This is a genomic window from Candidatus Binatia bacterium (assembly GCA_029243485.1).
Lineage (GTDB): Bacteria > Desulfobacterota > Binatia > UBA12015 > UBA12015 > VGTG01.
The window spans coordinates 1-17,736 of the sequence record JAQWRY010000014.1; the positions used below are offsets into that span (position 1 = coordinate 1).

Genomic DNA, 17,736 nt, shown 5'->3' on the forward strand with positions numbered 1-17,736 from the left:
CGACGTCGTGTCTTGCGCTGAATGTCGCGGACGACCTTCTCCGCGCTTTGTCCCTTTCCCATCGGATTCTCCTTCCGTTTGGGCCGGGAGTGTCTCTTATTTCATCGACCTATTTGGTCCAACCGTCTCTGAACCCGAACACGCTGAACTATGCTCCCGGGGTCGGGGATGGTTGGGGATACACCCAACGGTCCATCTCCATCTTCCACCGACATCCGAGCGCGCGGTACAACTGCGCGACGACGACCAGCTGATCTCGACGCGTTCGTGCGAGGCCGAGCTCGGCCGGGAACAGCTGCTACTTCAGCGCCTTTACCCCCCTCTCCCGTTGCGCGGGTTCCTCGATCAGGTTCTGCTGGGATGTGAGCAAATTCGAAGCCTCGGCGAACGCCTGCAGGACAGCCTGCTCGTAGACTGCGCCCCCCGCTTCCCACACGGCCACCTCTACCCGGTACTGCTCGTGGTTCAACCCACAGCTGAAGATCGGACCCGAAATCGCGACCGCTATGTTCCAAACGCCCGCCACGCCGCCCGGCGGCTACGCCGCGGCCGCTTGAACCCGAAAACTCGACCTGGCTCAAGGCTTCGCGGTGGCGGCTACCCGGCGACCTGGGAAGATAGGCCGTTCGTGCTTCCTATCGCCATCTTCTAGAATCGAACCAGTATCTCTGACCATGGGCCGGATTGTAGCGAGGAGGGGCCGCACTGCCAGCGCTGACGCCGGACAACCCCGAGGGGGGGCTCGGATCCCCCTGCGAGCCCCGCAGGGGGCAACTACGGCACCGGAGCCCAGGCCCAAAGAGCGACCAGAAATCCGTAGGTGAGCGCGGCGCCCGAGAGCAAAACCGGTGTCCCCACGTAGCGACGGAGGACCGCGTACCCAAAGATCATCGCCGCCGGGAACGCACAGTACGTGTACCGCACCAGCATGGGCCAATCCTGCCACGCGTACAGCACCACAGAGAGCACGATCGACAGAGGCAACGGCCAGCCAAAGAGCCAAGCCTCGACCCCTGCACGCGCACGACCACGAAGAAACGGCGCCAGACCGAGTGGCAAGAAGAAGAGGACACTCGACAACCCAAGAATCACGCGGGCCACATCCCCGCCCACGGGGAACGCCCACTCCTGGGGTAGGACCATCTGCTGATACGAAAAGAGCTGCGTCGCGAAGTGAGACGCTGCATCCCCCAACGTGTGGTCCTTCCCCTGCGGGTTGATGATGTGCATCTGCATCCCCCGCGCAACGCCGTTTGCCGTAGCCGCCCCATAGTGGACGAAGTTGAATGCGACCCACGGCGCGAGCACGAGCGGTGGGAGGGCGACTACGAGCGCGCCTCGCCCCCTCGCCAGGATCCCGCGCCGGACCGCGGTAGCGACGGCGAGTACGAGGACAAAGGCAAAGCTTACCGCCGTGAGCCGAGTGAGGAGCGTTACTCCGAGCATCACCCCGGCAGCCCAGAACGGGAGGGCGCTCCGCCGAGCGAACCCCTGTTGCAGGCAGAGAAGTACGAACGTCGCGCCCAGGATTTCGAGGCCTGCGTTCCCGATGTGCACGGAACGCACGACCACGCCCGGAAGCAATACGACGTTCAGAACGTACGCGGCCGCGATCGGCCACTCCTCCCCGAAAAGCCGCCGGCTCAGCTCGAGCAGAAGGGCCGCCAACCCGAAGAGGAGAGCCACCCCGAACGCACGGAGAATCGTCACCTGCGTGCGATGATTCGTCGTGAGCCGGCTCACCGCCGCCGCAACCACGTAATACAGCGGCGGCTGGAAGGCCTCGTAGACCTTGCCCCAAATCCCCATGAGCTCCGCGGGACGGACGGATTCCTGCGGATAGATTCCGCGCGCAAGCGCCGAGACCTCCGGGCGAATCGTGTCGCGGAGGAGCGGAAGGCGGCCCTCCTCCGAAACGAACTGAACGTAGGAGTAGTGACTTCGCTCGTCGATCGGGCCGAAGACCGGGGTATCGCGCGTCACCCTCGCGCCCACCACGCCCAGCGCAAGGAGTTGAGCCAAGACCAGCGCGGAAGCCAGTGCGCGAACGTTCAACACGCGCAAACGAGGTCGGCGGCGCGCGTCAGGCCGCGCGCCGCGGACCGCCGGTCGTGCCGGGCCAGCGAGAGCTCCCGATCGTGTCGACGAAAGGCCAGAAGCCCTCTGGATCCAGGCCTCCTTCGAGTGTGATGTCGCGGGCGGTCGGATTCGCCGTCCACAGGTACGCCGACGCGGGCCCACTCATCGGTAGAAGCGCTGCGATCGGATCCCATGGGCTCTCGAGGAGCTTGAGCTCCCCCTCGAGGTTCTCGCGACGGACCGGCTGGTAGGCCGTTTTCACCTGGACGACGTGCGGAGGGAAATCGTACGCCTTCTCCGCGCCACCAACGGCACGCGAGACCTTGACCCACCATTCATTCTCTTCGTGCGCGTCCGGCACTGCCGCGACCTCGCGGCTGGCTCCCCGATACTCGAGAAACGTGTAGCCCTGGTGGGTGCACCGCGCGCGAACGGCGTCGCCGACGCGATAGTAGTCGATGTCGCACGGGTACTTCGGCTGACCGTTCATGTCCTTGCTGATGTAGATCGCGGACTCCTGGTCGATGCCATATCCGATCGTGTAGACGCCTTGGCGGCCGCGGTAGTCCGCATCGACGGCGATCACGACTCCGAACTCGGGCTCGTCCGGCACGGGGTAGCAATAGATCGAAATGTGGACTTGGGAGGCGGCTCCAGGATCCACGCCGGGCGGCAACAGATCCGCGAGATGGGCCGGGGCGGTCGGGTAGTCGATCTTTAGGATCGGCCAGCCCATGATGTCGCCAGGATTGATTCGTAGATCTTGCTCGGTGGCCATTGCGGTCCTCCCGTTGGTTCGGCTTGATTCGGCGCGGTCCTGTTCGGAGTCCCCGCGCGGGCGACCCTATGCGATCTCGTCTGGCAGGGAAAGACGAGCCGGCCTCGATGCGAGGGTTGCGCTTGGGTGTGCCGCGGGCGCACTTCGGGGAGGGGCTCGAGGCGGAGACGGGGGAATTGATGGAGGATGTGCTCGTGCGCCTACGTAAGGCCGGTGCCGTCTTGGTCGAGGCGGATCTCGATGACATCGGACGTTTAGATTTTGATGCCGGCTTCCCGGTCGCACTGCATGAAACAGTCGCCGATCTGAATGCCTATCTCGCAGCACATGACATCCCCATGAATTATGATCAGCTGGTTTCGAAGTGCGACAGCCCCGACGTGAGGAAGATGCTGCAAGGACCGCAAGGTGAGGCCGCGATTTCAACCGAGGTCTATCGGCATGCGAAGGATGTCTTGATGACTTTTCGCCGAGCCATAGATCCGGACCAGCGAGCGGTTGGTCGCGTCTTCGATCCGGGTCAGGAGCGCGGGATCGTTGGTGAGGACGGGTCCGCTCCCTGACCCGCCCCCGGTTGTCGTACCAGCCGCTACGTTAGAGCAGCGCTCTGCATGGGTGTAAAACTCCCACGCCGCAACGGCAGCGGTTCGATCGCCTCGAAAGCAGGAGCTCTATACCCGAGGGCGCGGTGCGGTCGGAGGTGGTTGTACTCGAGCCGCCACCATTGGGTCAGGATCTTTGCCTCCTGCACCGTGTAGAAGATCTCGCCGTTGAGAAGTTCATCTCGAAGCCTTCCGTTGAAGCTCTCGATGTAGCCGTTCTCCCACCGAGCTTCTCTAATATTCGGGCCGGACCGGTTTTCGGGGGGAGGGTCACGTGCAACAAGCCCCGATCTCCGAGCCCGTCGATGGTCTTCCGATCCATCTGGAACGCCTCTAGCGTGCAGTCGGATCGCTCCCCCCTGCCCCGAGCTCACTCCGCAACGCCCGGCTCCAAGGCCTCCGGGAAACCAAGCGCAGCCATGAATCGAGTGAATTCGGGAGCGCTTGCAGAGACCGGCGCGTCGCCCTCGAGGTTATCCGCCGAGCTTTGGCGCAACGCCTGGGTAACCTCGCCCACCGTGTCAGTCGCCCACCGCTGCCACTGGGCATCGGTCAACATCATCGCCGGCTGCGGCGACAAGAGTCCCAGAATCTCTTTCAGAATGGACTCGAGGGACTCCCCTCGCTCGATTGCCGCGATGAGCGCTTCGACCAGGGCCCCTCCTCCCGAGGCCCCCTGATCGCGCAGTTCTTCCACATAGCGCCGCGCCTGGGCCCGATACTTCCCGGACTCCGCCCAAAGTTCGCGGGAATCCTCCGTGGCCACCGGGGCTCCCCGCTGCACCATCTCGTGGGCGTCTAGCGCCAGCGTAATCCAGACCGCCTGCGGGATCAGGGTGATGGGCACATCCACGCCCCGTCCTGGCCCTTGGCCGCCCCGGTACAACGTGGTCCATACCGGATTGAAGTCGCTGCCCGGATATTGGTACCAGAGGTTTCCCGATAGCTCCTCGAAAAGAAGCTCCTGGTAGGCCCCAAAGTACAGCAGACTCAACAAGGCGCTCTGCGGCGTTCGCTCGGAAGCCCGTCGACAAGCCATGAGGATGGCCACGTCCGCAACCGCCGAGGTATAGGCGGCGAACTCGGTATCGCCCCGGTAAAGTTCGCTCTGCTCATACCAGGGCCCCAGAACTTTCTTCTCCCCCGCGATCTCTGCTTCCCAGAGATAGGAGAGCCGAAACGCTTCGTAGAAAAAGTTTTGCTCTTCCTCGCTCAGTTCGGGAAGAACAGCTTCGAAGTAGTCGAAAGCCATCTCATACAAAGTGTACTTCAGTATTGCCGTCCCCCCGAACGGAGGCGGCGTATAGCTTCCCGACTGAACCACCAGGTCCGGCAACCCGGCGGCGGTACGATCGTATCCGAATGCCAACGCACTGACGAACCTATCAGTATAGGTCGCGAAGTCATTGGACGGGGTAGCCACGTGGGCCGAGTCCCCACAAGAAGAAAGGAGCAAGAGCCCCGCAAGGAAACAGCCCGCCCAGGACCGGTCGCGCAACCATCGATTGGATTTCATTTTCAGTGCCATACAAGTTCCCTGCAATTCTCGAACGCAGACGTCAAGCAACCAACTGCAACAAGCCAAACCGCCCGGCGGCTACGCCGCGGCCGCCGGAACCCCAAAACTGGACCTCGCTCCAGGCCTCGCGGTGGCGGCTACCCGGCGACCTGCGCAAATAAGCCGTTCGTGCTTCCTATCATCAGAAATCCAGGGGCCCGACGGTGGCACTGATTTGCGCGCGCTGGAGGATTCGGTAAATGTCAGCGGTCGCCTCGAGGGTGCCGCCGCTCCCGGACAAATCCTTCTGGGGGCCGAGACTCGATTCCTGCTCAGTCGAGAATTCCGACTTGTCGCCACGACGGCTCTAATCACTTTCATGGCAGTTCGCGGACACGGCGAATAAGAATTCCAAAGCCCATTCTAGACCCCTGGGCATGTAGGGCAGAGGTTAAAGAGAAACACCGGGGTTCTCGATGGCAGGCTGGGGCCCGCAAGCGGCCTCAACCGCCGAACTTGGGTTCAGGCAGCCCTTGAACGCCGAGCCCGTGAATTGCAAACAGGCTTCCCGGCCGTGGGTGCTTTGCCAATTGCTCAGGGGTCACGAAGGTCTGTTGTGATGTGACGAAAAGCGTTTCGTAGTTGTCCCCGCCAAAGGTCACACAGGTCGGACTGGGGATTGGCATATCGATTTCCCGATCGACTCCGCCCCGAGGGTCGATACGAATAATTTTCCCTCCCATATTCAAGGCGAACCAGTAATACCCCTCGGCATCCACCGTCGCACCGTCGATGATCCCAGGCTTTCGATCCTCAAGTGAGAGAAGCAGCCTGCGATTACCAATGTGGCCTTCGTCAATATTAAAGTCGAATACATAGACCGCGTTCCCCTTCGTATCGCCGAAGTACATCCGAGTGTCGTCCGGAGAAAAAGCGATCCCATTGCTGCACACAAAGGAAAAGTCTTCCGCGCACTTATGGCACGTAAGATCTGGATCGAAGCGATAGATATACGAGGACTTGTCCTTCAGCTGACAATCCATGCTGCCGCACCAGTAGCGTCCACGGCGGTCAATCTTTCCATCGTTCAGCCGGCTGTGCGGGTTGTCCTCCTCCGGATCAGCGATCTGCTCGATGGAGCCGCTTTCCAGATCGATCGAACAAAATCCTGAATTGGTGCCGGCGATCAATCCGCCGGTTGCCCGAAAGCCAAAGGATCCCACCTGTTGGGGCATGCGCCAAACGTCCTGCTGCCGGGTCACGACATTCAATCGCTTTATCGATGGCCATCGTGCGCCGGCCAACTCCATGGAAGGGCCTGCGTGATCAGACCAGTAGAGGGAGTTTTCCTCATGGGACCAGAGCGGCGACTCTCCCAGACCATCATCGCATTCCCAAAGACATTCGATTTCGAACATCGCGCCCCCTCGCGGTTAAGGTTAACGCCTTAAAGAGCAACGCACCTGACTTCAAGCTGCCGATTCTGGCCGTCCGTTGGCGAACTTCAACCGCCGCCCTCGCTGAAACCCTCTCCCCTGCCCCAACCACAAAGCCAAAACCCGCTTTATTCCGCTACACGCATTCCCGTTCCTATCTAGAGGGTGTGTCACCGAGAGCTGCAGACAAGCCGCCGGTTGCGCCTGGTGTTTGATTACTTGGCAGAAGCTTTGGCTGGGCAGGAGTCTATCCAATCATTTTGAATCTTCCTTATCTCGCATCAGCGAATGCATCAGCAACCAACTGGCCCAATTGCAAAACGAAACCGCTGCCCGCACTCTCGCCGTGGCGGACGATGACCAGATCCAGCGATGGGATGTCCATGATGATTTTCTGGTCTTTGCCTACGGCGCTGAAGGCTGAAATCGTGCCCATTTCTGACGTATTGATTTCCTGTAACCAATAGAGAAATCCATAGTCAGATTTGCTTTCCGAATACGGAGTGGTGGCTTTTTCGAAGTAGTCCTCGCTGACCAATTGTTCATGGTTCCAAACGCTTCGGCGCTGGGTAAAAAGGCCAAACCGGGCCATGTCTCGAGTGTTGCTTTCGATGCGCCTGTAGTTGGTCACGTCTGCACCTACCACAATCTTCACCCACTTCACGCTATTCATGCCCAGAGGTGCGAAGAGTTTTCTCTCTGCATAATCTTCTGTTCGGGTTTAGCTGAAGTTGGACCAAATACGGGTTTGAAATAAGAGACACACCCGGCCCAAAGGGAAGGAGAATCCAATGGGTAAGGGAGAGAGTGCAGAGAAGGTCGTCCGCGACATTCAGAGCAAGACGCGACGTCGTTTTTCGGCTGAAGAGAAGATCCGCATCGTCCTTGAAGGACTGCGCGGCGAACAGAACATTGCCGCGCTGTGTCGCCGAGAGGATCGGGGCACGTCGATGACTTCGGCGCTCTGAACACGGAAGGCGCCCCGTGCATGCGCCCCTATTCGACGTAGCCGAGTGCGCGCAGTGAATCTTCGGTATCGGGCGGGATTGAAAACGACTCCTCGAGACCCTCGCGATCTCGTGCGTGCCGGGAGGTCGCGGCGTCTCGATACGCGACGATCTCGCCAGCAAGCCCCACAGCGTCGCACTCGACGAGCATGGGCCGGTTCTCGAGTGGGTCGGTCTCGAGATTCCACTGCGTGCAACTGTCCTTCGTCTTGAGGAGTTTGGTCGAGCCGAGGCGTGCCCCATCCGCGTCGCTCAGCAAGCGAGTGAAGAAGAGCGGCCGCTCTCGCGGCGGCTCCGCTTCGGGCTCGGCCTCGGAGCGCTCGACGATCAGACTAGCCAGGCTACGGCTCCCACCGAGTCCGTCGTGGGCGAGGCCGGCGATGTCGAGAATGGTGCTCGCGACATCGGCAATGCTGACGGGCACGCGCCGCACGTGGCCTTCGGCGACTCCGGGCCCGCGGAAGACCAATGGGATCCGAAGCTGCTCCTGCCCGACTCCGAGTCCGTGGCCGCGGACCTGGTGCTCACCGAAGGCCTCGCCGTGGTCCGAGAGCAGCACGACCAGGGTGCGCCCGGCCAGATCCAGCCGATCGAGTTCGTCGAGGAACCCGGCCACGATTCGGTCGGCCTCCACGATCGTTCGGTCATACGCATCGACGACGGAACGCTGCGCCTTCGGGACCCGCGGGTCGAGCGTGCCGTCGACCCAGTCCGCGCCGCTCGAAAAACGCGTGCGTGTAGCCTCATCGAACTCGAACGGGTCGTGCACCTTGTACGTGTGCAGGAACAGGAAGAAGCGCCGGTCTCGGTTGGCGCGCACGTACTCGATCCCGTCGTCGAAAACATTGATGCCTCGAGCATCCGATACCACGTGATACTCTCGGAAAAGATCGAAGCCGTACCAGAACCCGAATGGACCGGCGAGGAGTCCGTCTTCGGTAAACGCGGCCGTCGCGTACTCGGCGCTCTGGAGTCGCTCCGCAAGTGTCACCGACGCATCTCGCGCCGCTAGGCGGCCACTCTTTCGCTGGTCGCGCGGGTAGAGGCCGGTGAAGAGGCTCAGGTGAGCTATCCCCGTGCTGGCAATGGTGGTCATCGCGTCTTCGAAGCGGACCCCTCGCTGGATCAAGCGACGGTCGATCTCGGGCGTCGTATCGCGCGGGTAGCCGTACCCGGACATGTGGTCCGCGCGGAGTGTATCGAGCGAGATCATCACGATGCGAAGATCTCGCTCGTCGGTCTCGGCCACGATCTGAGGGGTTCCCCAAACGACGTAGGCCGATGGCGTTCCATCCGAATCGGCCTGTTCGAGCTCGAGCTTGCACGGCCCTTCCAACCGGGGAAGCTCCACCGTGTGCACATGCCAGCCAGGCGCTTCATTGCCTGGCGCGACTTTCGCCTGCAGAAGACGCTCGACTCGGTCGCCACATCGGAGGATCGCACTCATCTGAACCCCGCCGACCGACATCGCCTCCCCTGCACCGAGCACACCGTACGGAATCTCGATGGCTCCCGGCTGGGGCGGCTGGAACGGCTGGCTTGATAGAAACGCCGGAATCGGGCTGCGGGCGAACAGCCGCGCGACGACTTGTTTCGTAGCCTGTTCTTCTGGGACCGCCAGCCGCACCGCCCCGGCCTCCACGGTAAGCCGCGCAGGGCCCGCGTCCGCCCGCTCGAGATCCCAACCTCGTTCGAGCCGGACATACCGCCCGTGCTCGGCGACCCCGTCGCGCACCACGGGCTCCATCAGGACGGGAAGACCGATGGCCATCACTTCCAACTCGACGGTCGCGCCTTGTGGAACGGGCTCCAGCTCGACCTGCATCTGAGCAATCCCGTCTTCAAAGAGGGCACCCTGAACTTCGGCGATCTGGCGCCGCTCAGGCACCGCGATGACCTCTCGGGCCGTCCGACCGATGGCGAGCATCGGCGCGTGCTCGGCCACTGGCTGGCCGAAGTCCTCCGCGCGCAGACGCTGCGTGACTCCTTCAGGACCCACCGGCCCCCGGGAACAGGCCGTCGTGATCAGGAGCCCCAGCGACGCCAGAGCCAATGACCATCGATACGCCAAGGCCACACTCCGCCCGTCTCGCGTGCACATGTCGAACTCTCCTCGTGGCGCCGCGCGCAGCGAAGCGGCTCACTATTGAAACACCACTTGGGGTGCACGCCCGTGGTCCGAGAAGGACAGGCTTTCTACGATCCTCTCACGTCGCTGATCGCGCGGCAATCTGGGTGACGGACGGATCCACCACACCGCATCCAGGGATCCCGCCTAACTGCGCCACGGCTAGAGTACATGCGCTTTCAGAGGGTCCGATATCGACGGCTGCGCGTTGATCAACAGCGGACTCACACCGAGCCCACCGTTCCACGCTGCCCGGGCAACCTGCGGTTCATCGCCACCATCGAAAGTCCTGAGGCGATTCGACGCATCCTCACTCACCTCGGCCTTCCCTTCACTCTGCCGCGCCCGCTCCGGGCTCCGCCTGATACCACAGACGATCTCTTCCAAGAGTTCCCCGCCTGATCATCCGCTCGACCCGCAGCCAGCGCACCCGTGCGCCCGCTGCGGCCTGGGCAAATAGGCCGTTCGTGCTTCCTATCGTCAGGGGGTGATGGATGGTGTCCTGCGGTTGGCCCCCTCGTGCGGCAAGAACCGACTCTGCTTCTGTTGCCGGGGTCAACTGCGCGGGAATGCCGTTGCGCGTCGATGCGATTTGGTAGCGGTCGAGGCGATGTGCCCCGGGAATATGGGCGGTGCGAAAATCATCGCCAAACAGTCGCGCATCGAGGACTCGGATTTTTGGATCCGTAAGTCGGGACTCCCGCCATGCTGCATCGACGATTGTTTCGGTCGGCGAGGACTGCTTGCCGGAGTCACTCGAGCGTTTGACTTTGTATACTCCCTGTACTTTGTTTACTCTATGCGCCAACTGAGTAAGCTATGAAGTTTAGCCCCTTGAAGCTTGCCAAGGTGCTGGTCGGGTCTTTCTGGCTCTTCGGGCTGGGGTTGCTCGGTTTTTGGAAACCGGCACCAGCGGCAGGTGCCCAAGCCGTGGCGAGCGAGGCCTCAATCGTCGCTCCGAGCGAGGGCGAAGAGCCTGGAGAAGCGGATGTCGGCGGATTGTCGGCCGAGCTGGATTCCATGGAGGCTCAGGCCGAGGAAGCTGCCAAGGACGGAGGGCGGATCTCGGGAGTCTCCGCAGATGTGCTTCGACAAATCGAGGAAATCGTCGTCAGTGCCCGGAAGCGTGAGGAGTCGCTGGAAGAAACACCGGTTTCGGTGACGGCACTCGGCGCCAGGGCCCTTGTCGAGCACGGAGTCACGCGCCTGGACGATATTGAACAAATGGTCCCAAACCTGACGTTCCAGCGCAATCCGGAAGGACAGGATGCGATGGTGCGCATCCGCGGTATCGGAACTCCGCGTGCCAGCATTCAATTCGATCCCGGGGTCGGCATCTACGTCGATGGCGTCTTTCTGTCACGCTCGGCGGGGGGGCTGATCGATGTGCTCGACGTCCAGCAGATCGAAGTCCTTCGTGGACCGCAGGGGACTCTCTTCGGCAAGAATACCGTCGGCGGTGCTCTCAATATTTCGACCGTTCGTCCGCATGAGGACGCGGAAGCGTCCGTGCTTGTACGAGCCGGCAATTTCGCCTCGATCAATGCGCGCGCCATGCTGAACCTTCCGATTGTTGAGGAGCGCCTCCTCTCACGTTTTGCCGTGAGTACAGATCGATCCGGGGGATATGTCTTCAACGAATCTCGTGGAGAATATCTATCAGGCCGCGACAACCTTAATTTTGTCGGTTCCTTACGTTATCTTCCACTCGATGAGTTGACCATCGATCTGACGGGAAGTTGGTCGCGTAGTCGAAGCCCTGGCCGGGGTGGAAAATGCACCTATATCCAGCCGACGGGGTTACAGGGACTGGTCCCGGACTGGCCGGCGGAATGTCGCCGGTCGCGGCCCTACCGGATCGAGGCGAACAAGCAACTCGTCGATAACGAGACCTACGGCATGTGGGGGACAGCTCTCTGGGATGTGGGCCCTGTGGGTCCGCTGGATGATCTCAGTTTGAAATCGATTACGTCCTGGCGCGAACAAAGATCGCAATTTAATTCCGACGCCGACGGCACCGCCTCGCGGCTCATCCAACTGACCCAAACTGGCAATGGTCCGTTGGGCGGATCCCCGGGCTCGGCTCGCCAGATCAGTCAGGAACTTCAGGTCAACGGACAGGCACTCGATGACCGATTGGTATTCGTGGGCGGGTATTTTTACTTCACCGAAACCGCCGATTCCGGCCAGACGCAGGCCGTTAATCTGGGTAGTTTTAACCAGTACACACAGAATCTTCTGGAGACCAATAACTGGAATTGGGCCTTCTATGGGCAGGGTACCTTTGACGCGACCGACTGGCTCAGCCTGACGGGCGGCATTCGCTACAGCGAAGAGAAGAAAGGCCTCTCGGCAAACAATCGCCCAATCGACCCTGAAACCGGTCAATTCCTACCGCCACCGGCAGTGCCTCTGACCGATGGAGATTCCCAAGCGATCTTTTCTGCATGGACACCGACGGGGACTGTGGCACTTCAATTGCCGGAAGCCATTCTGGACCATTCTCCAGTTGATCATTTGATGGGATATTTCACCTATGCTCGAGGGTTCAAGGGTGGTGGCTTCAATGCGTTGGGAGAAAATTCGTCCGCAGACTTGGAGCCCTTTTCCCCGGAGTTTCTCGACTCCTTTGAAGTCGGCGCCAAGACGATTGCGCTCGACCAACGCCTGACGGTGAATGTTTCGTTCTTTCTCGCGAAATATGACGACATCCAGGTCACTTCGATTCGCGACGTCGGGAGCGTGGAGGCGCCAGAGATTCTGCAGCTGACGCTCAATGCGGCGAAGGCGACAACCCAGGGGCTCGAGTTGGAACTCTATGCGATCCCGTTTGAGGGCTTCCAGATCACGGGTTCGGTCGGCGTTATCGATGCTCGATATGACAACTATATGGGCATTAATGATCTGAATAATGAAGACATCAACCGCGCCGGTGAGACGTTCAACAACACGCCCCAGTTGCAGACCTTTCTCGCTCTACAATATTCCTTCCCGATTGATATCCGGGAAAGTCAATCGATGTCCGGATGGCTCACGCCGCGGTTGGAGTGGGCCTACCAGAGTGAGGTGCATTATAATGGCCCCGAACTTCTGGCGGGCATCCAGAACGGTTTCAACCTCCTCAATGCGCGGATTTCCTACGCCTTCCTTGACGATCGCGCGCAGGTCGCTCTATGGGGCAAGAATCTCACCAACGAAGGCTACTTCGGAAACAGTACGCCGATTGCCAACTTCTTTGGTGTCACGCTGAATTACTATGAACCGCCTCGAACTTTCGGCGGCGAGCTGAGCTACCGATTCTAGCGGCTGCCAACCACGTAGGAGAATAGCCTGAATGATTCGTCATCCAGTTTCATCCATATGGCATGCCTGCGCATGCAGTTTGTCTTTGTTCGCCCTCGTTTCCTGTGCATCGGTCAAGCCCACCGCGCCAGTCGGAGCACCCCAAACTATTTCTGATCGTGGCGTGCAGGAGCACGGCAAGATCTGGCCGCGCAGCATTGATTCTGCCTATATGGGCACCTGGGGGGATAACCGAAATTCCGGCACGACCCTCGTAACCAGTTTCGAGCAGCGCAAACTCGCAGGACAAAGCGAGTACCTGAGCTGGACGCAGCCCAACTCTCCACCCATTTCAGCCCTGCTGACCAACGGCAGTACTGAGGCGCCCAACGGCCTGATTATCGCGGTATCTCCGCGGGGCGGAGGCACCTCGACGGTGGTCGCTCTCGACCCCAACGGAAAGGTCGTGTGGCGGACCGAGGAGTGGACCGGCGAAGACAAGGACGGCGACGGGACCCCCGATCGTGCGGGGATGGGGAATGCCGTTGCCTCGAGCGCTGGAATCCAGGCACCGATGGTGGACGAAGAAGGTGCTCTCTACGTTGGTGATAATTATGGCGTCTGGAAATTGGATCAGGACACCGGCGAACGCATCTGGTTCTCACGCTTCTCGGACTATAGCGGCAATACGCTTGCTTCTAACGATCTGCGTTTGCTGAACGCGGGGGAAGACGGACTGGTCGGCAACGTCTTCGCCTCCGGTTGGCATATCTGGCTTGACCGACGCGATGGTTCTCCGGTCATCGTGAAGGAACCGGACCTGTTCTCGGCCAGGGATTGCCCGCTGCGCTCGCGCCTCTATCTGAGTGTCAGCGGCGGCGAGATGGACAAATCCGGTGAGTTGGATGAACTCGTCTGTCTGGCTTACGACGCGAACAATACAACGCCGCAGCCCAACAATCTGGCGGTGCGGCCGGCGATTCCCGGGGTCTCTAAATATGCCCGCTACATCTTCACCTACGCGGGGCCGGTCGGAAAGCCTGACTCCTCTCGTCTGATTGCCTACGACTTCACCCACAGCGACGAAGCGGGGTGGGGGATCAAGAAGGCATGGGAGCGCGTGGTTGCGGGATTGACCGCAGCTTCTCCGACCATGAATCCGGACTATACCGTGGTCAATGGCTCCGATGCCGATGGGAATGTGAACTTTACCTACGTGGAAACCGGTGAGTCGCTGCCGAAATTCCCCACCAATTTCAATAGCTTTGGCTCTCCCTTCAATACCATCGATGGCTTGTATTGTGATGCCTGGACCCTCACCTGTATTTCGACCGATGGGAAGACCACGATTCAGGCGGATCATTCTCGAACGGAAGAAATTGCCGCTCAGGTCTTGCCGGAACTGGATGACTACGCGATTCCCTTTCTCTGGGGGACCACGCCGGACGCCGACTATATCGGCGGGATGATTCTGGATCCGGCCCGATGGACGGTCACAGCAAGCATTGGCTATCCCTATTTTCTGGGCACGGTTCTGGGAACCTTCACCCGGCTCGGCGATCTGACGCCGACGGCCATGATTCCCGTCACCTTCGATGCGAAGACCGGCAAGTTGATGCCAGGACAGACCTTCAGCCCCGAGTTGGCCAGGCCCGGTATTTCACAGGCCAATGCCATGGTGACCACGCACGGTCGTTACGTTGTGCAGAAAGCCGAACTGCTCACCTTGTTCTACTATTATCTCTTTCAGGGGAACTATAATTTCTTCAATACCAACGATGTCTCGCGCGATGATGTGACCGATGAAGAGATGAAGGAATTGCGCGAAACCAGCGCCCAGCTCAATTACTTTGGTCTCTTTGGTCCGATCGACGAAGAGGGCATTGTGCCGACCGCATGGAAAGTGCCGCAGCCCGAAGCGGGCTTGACCATCTACGAGCCGGTATCTTTTCGCGAGAGTGTCCGGAACCAGGTGGAGATGAATCTTGGTTTGGTGCGGTTTTCACGCCAGAACATTTGTCTGGTGCAAGGCTGTCAGTTGGAAGAAGCCGCAGCGCGACTCGGGTATGCCGCATGGAATCTCGACAAAGCTGTGCCGAAGCAGTTGGCCGAGGCGGTCACTCGAAACGAATTGAGTCAGCAAGAGGGACAGAGTTTGGCCGAGGCTGCTTCCGCCGCGGAGTCCGAGTGCCGCCGAGCACGCGAGTCGTTGCTTGCGGAGCAACCACGACTCCCTGACGCCGATGCAATTCAGGAAGCAGAGCAGGGGGCGGCGGCCTGCGAGAAAGATCTGCAGGCACTGCTCTCGCAACTATGAAGAGTCGTATCTGGCAAACTCTGCGGCCCAAGATATTGGCCGGGTTCTTGGGCGTTGTTTCGCTGTCCGGTTCGGCTCTGGCGCCTGCATGGGCCGAGGCCGAAGTGCCAGCAGCGTCTGCGGTCGTGAATCTATCGTCGAGTTGGGTGGCGAGAGTTTCGGAAAAGTCGCCAGGGCTCACGGCCCTGGTCAGTGCGAATGCGGCCTCCTACTATGAACATCTGAGGGATTTGGCGTTGCGCGGCTCGACGTCTGCGGTCGATGACCTTCACCCGGTGGATCAATTGCAGGTCATGTTCCTTCGTCTTACCGTCCCAGCGGATCGTCTGGCGGAGATGTCGGGGAACGAAATTCTTTTGCTCGCGGTAGTAGAGGGCTGGATTGGTCAGGATCTGCGTCGCAGCGACGAGCTTCGTGAGGTTGCTGTCAAAGGCGACACCGCGACCGGGCGCCTGTTCAAGTTTGGCCTGGATGATCGTCCCGATCGGGGACGGCAGTATTTTTCCTACGAGGACGGCTTCTGGCGTGTGCAGCTGCGCGGCGAGAGGGAGCGACTCGAGAAGGATTTCCGTTCGTTTACCACCCGGACGGGTTTGTCCGACTCGGAGGCAGCTTTTTTCATTCTCGAGACACGCCTTTTGCGGAAAGTTGTACCCGCAGATTTTGTGGCTCCCGAAGCTGCCTCGACCGCCTCAGTCGCGGCGGTCCCGGAGGCTCTGCCTGTAGCAAGGGTATCGGATCCAGTCGGGCTATTAGACCCCGGCGCCTCTCGGGCCCGGAGCGACCTGCCGTGGCTGGGCGCGTACAAGCTGATCGCTGTCCGGGAATCGCCGGACAGCCCGGAGTTCGCAGCGGCAACAATCGCGGATGTCGAGCGGTCGCTACGATATGTGGTGGTTGTAGGAGAGCTTCTCGGGAATGGGACGGGTTATCGGCTTGAGGGCGTGGCTGGAGATCGCGCTCGGTTTAGACGTGGCCGCGAGCGTATGGTTCTCGTCCTGGATCCTGAGAGCCAACCTCTGGATGAACTTCGGACCATTAGCAGTGGATCAGGTGCGGAGAGCTCGCTGCTCGACCATGCAAATCTTGGCAAGGATCGGTTTGGTATGATGTCGCAGTGGCGCAATACAGGATTGCGTGGTCGGGCCCAGTTATTACAGCAGGGGTCACTGATCCCTGAGGTCGTCTCTGGTCAGCATGCGATCGCCGGGCTTCGTGTGGGCCGGATTCTTCGCGGTAGCTTCTGGAACCAGATGGGTCTTTCGGAAGGTGACGTCATCCAAGAAGTGAACAACAGGAAAATGAATTCGATGATGCGTTGGCGTGAATTCATGAATGTTGCAGAAAGCGCGCAGGAAATCTCTCTGGTCGTAAAGCGTGACGGGCGACAGTTTCGGTTGATTACGCGAACAATCCCCCCGCATTGAGGGAGGAACAACACGTGAAGAATACGGCAGCCACCGAAGACCGCTTGCGGCGCGTGATTGAGGCCGCGGGAGTATGTTTTTCTGAGCGCGGATTGAAGGGCACGACGATGGACGAGATCGCCACGACCGCCGGAGTCTCGAAGCCTTTCCTCTATAAATATTTCGAGAGCAAGGATGTTCTCACCGATGCGGTGATCGCCGATGCGCTTGAGAGCTGGCGGGCGGTCTCGGAAGACGCCATTCGGTCCAAAGAGACTGCTGCCGACGGACTGGCGGCCCGCATGCGGGCTACGGCGAGGTTCGCCCTTGAGCGCCCCATCTTGCGCACGCTTCTGGCCGAGGACCGGATGCTGCAGGTCGCGCATAATGAGAAGTTCCGTAAGGCTCGCGAAAGAACTCTCGAGGAAACTCGGCAGATCTTGCGTGCTGGAGTCCGCTCCGGCGAGATATCGAAATCATTGGATGTCGAAGCAATGGCTCGGGTTCTGGAGATTCTCACACATGGTCTGGTCCGATCACTTTTTGGGCATCATGCAATCGAGCGCTCGGATGGCATGGTGGATGCAGCCGTGGAGCTTCTTCGCTCCGGCTTGCCATTGCCAAAGCTCAGGCGGAGTCGAAAGGGTAGAAATTCATGAAGTTCGGTATTCGCATTCCTCCGCCACAGATGCGGCCAATCGGCGACCCGGATTTGGTCGTTCGTTATGCGCAACTGCTCAGTCGGCAGCCTCGATCGGAAACCGGCTGGGCGGTCTCCATTTGAACCAGGAGCCATCATAAACCCGCACATCCTGAAAACCGAGAGACTCAAGTACAAGCCAGGTCACCGAGGCCCGCCAGCCGGCGAGGCAGTACACGACGGTGGTCTGGTTCTTGTCGAGGTCGGCACAAAGCAATTCCAATGCGGCAGTCGAGAGCGGGAAGCCGTCGACTAGATTGATCGACCACGGCCTGTCGATTGCTGTGGGGATGCGCTCTTTTGGGGTATTCGGCAGGCGAGCGCGCATCGACAATTTGAATGGCAGGATCGGTGTAGGGGGCAGTGTACGTCGTCAGCTGAGTCGGGATCTTTGGGGTCGATTTATAAGAGACACTTCCGGCACGTTTGCCCGCCTACGCGGCGCGTAGATTCTGTCGCTTACGACGGGCCATTGTCTTCTTCTTGATCTGTTCTCGGCGCGT

Annotated in this window: 14 protein-coding genes and 2 pseudogenes; 7 read left to right on the forward strand and 9 right to left on the reverse strand. The window is 60.2% G+C overall.

The genetic code is table 11. The features are described from left to right. Positions 1–254: hypothetical protein (locus tag P8R42_06510; GenBank protein MDG2304300.1), on the forward strand; the 254-nt coding region annotated here is incomplete at its 5' end. A 44-nt stretch (positions 255–298) separates the two neighbouring features. On the opposite strand, the gene P8R42_06515 is transcribed toward P8R42_06510, so the two are convergent. The 3 genes from P8R42_06515 to P8R42_06525 form a co-directional block, all read right to left on the reverse strand. Beyond that, positions 299–526, reverse strand: a complete 228-nt coding sequence (locus P8R42_06515) for a hypothetical protein (GenBank protein MDG2304301.1) — start codon at positions 524–526, stop codon at positions 299–301. A gap of 248 nt (positions 527–774) precedes the next feature. Continuing rightward, positions 775–2,058: a glycosyltransferase family 39 protein gene (locus tag P8R42_06520; protein ID MDG2304302.1), complete on the reverse strand. Its 1,284-nt coding sequence runs from the start codon at positions 2,056–2,058 to the stop codon at positions 775–777. Positions 2,059–2,083: 25 nt separating this feature from the next. After that, positions 2,084–2,857 (reverse strand): acetoacetate decarboxylase family protein, encoded by a 774-nt coding sequence (locus P8R42_06525; protein ID MDG2304303.1) that lies wholly within the window; start codon positions 2,855–2,857, stop codon positions 2,084–2,086. Between the two features lie 107 nt (positions 2,858–2,964). Between P8R42_06525 and P8R42_06530 the strand changes: the two genes are divergently transcribed. Then, a complete protein-coding gene (locus P8R42_06530) occupies positions 2,965–3,420 on the forward strand; it encodes an amidase family protein (GenBank protein MDG2304304.1) in 456 nt (151 codons plus the stop codon). Between the two features lie 26 nt (positions 3,421–3,446). Here P8R42_06530 and P8R42_06535 read toward each other — a convergent pair. The 4 genes and pseudogenes from P8R42_06535 to P8R42_06550 all read right to left on the reverse strand — a co-directional run bounded on the left by P8R42_06535 (position 3,447) and on the right by P8R42_06550 (position 7,024). Further along, positions 3,447–3,689: pseudogene (locus P8R42_06535) on the reverse strand (transposase). 140 nt (positions 3,690–3,829) lie between these two features. Further along, a complete protein-coding gene (locus tag P8R42_06540) occupies positions 3,830–5,026 on the reverse strand; it encodes a hypothetical protein (protein MDG2304305.1) in 1,197 nt (398 codons plus the stop codon). 434 nt (positions 5,027–5,460) lie between these two features. After that, on the reverse strand, positions 5,461–6,375 hold the full coding sequence (locus tag P8R42_06545; protein ID MDG2304306.1) for an SMP-30/gluconolactonase/LRE family protein: 915 nt from the start codon (positions 6,373–6,375) through the stop codon (positions 5,461–5,463). 289 nt (positions 6,376–6,664) lie between these two features. Next, the gene (locus P8R42_06550; GenBank protein ID MDG2304307.1) at positions 6,665–7,024 is read right to left on the reverse strand and encodes a hypothetical protein; all 360 of its coding nucleotides are present in this window, start codon (positions 7,022–7,024) and stop codon (positions 6,665–6,667) included. 160 nt (positions 7,025–7,184) lie between these two features. Between P8R42_06550 and P8R42_06555 the strand changes: the two are divergent. Further along, a pseudogene (locus P8R42_06555) lies at positions 7,185–7,328 on the forward strand (IS3 family transposase). 61 nt (positions 7,329–7,389) lie between these two features. Here the strand turns inward: P8R42_06555 and P8R42_06560 are convergent. Next, on the reverse strand, positions 7,390–9,501 hold the full coding sequence (locus tag P8R42_06560; protein ID MDG2304308.1) for a sulfatase: 2,112 nt from the start codon (positions 9,499–9,501) through the stop codon (positions 7,390–7,392). An 861-nt stretch (positions 9,502–10,362) separates the two neighbouring features. On the opposite strand from P8R42_06560, the gene P8R42_06565 reads away from it, so the two are divergent. Genes P8R42_06565 through P8R42_06580 form a run of 4 tightly spaced genes read left to right on the forward strand, consistent with a single transcriptional unit; the run spans position 10,363 to position 17,192 of the window. Beyond that, positions 10,363–12,831 (forward strand): TonB-dependent receptor, encoded by a 2,469-nt coding sequence (locus P8R42_06565; protein MDG2304309.1) that lies wholly within the window; start codon positions 10,363–10,365, stop codon positions 12,829–12,831. Positions 12,832–12,862: 31 nt separating this feature from the next. After that, positions 12,863–15,127: a hypothetical protein gene (locus P8R42_06570; GenBank protein MDG2304310.1), complete on the forward strand. Its 2,265-nt coding sequence runs from the start codon at positions 12,863–12,865 to the stop codon at positions 15,125–15,127. Then, positions 15,124–16,554, forward strand: coding sequence for a PDZ domain-containing protein (locus P8R42_06575; GenBank protein ID MDG2304311.1), 1,431 nt, complete (start codon positions 15,124–15,126; stop codon positions 16,552–16,554). The genes P8R42_06570 and P8R42_06575 overlap by 4 nt, the downstream gene beginning before the upstream one ends. A 14-nt stretch (positions 16,555–16,568) precedes the next feature. After that, positions 16,569–17,192 (forward strand): TetR/AcrR family transcriptional regulator, encoded by a 624-nt coding sequence (locus tag P8R42_06580; GenBank protein ID MDG2304312.1) that lies wholly within the window; start codon positions 16,569–16,571, stop codon positions 17,190–17,192. 78 nt (positions 17,193–17,270) lie between these two features. Here P8R42_06580 and P8R42_06585 read toward each other — a convergent pair whose 3' ends face one another. Further along, positions 17,271–17,561, reverse strand: coding sequence for a rhodanese-like domain-containing protein (locus tag P8R42_06585; GenBank protein MDG2304313.1), 291 nt, complete (start codon positions 17,559–17,561; stop codon positions 17,271–17,273). Between the last annotated feature and the right edge of the window lie 175 nt (positions 17,562–17,736).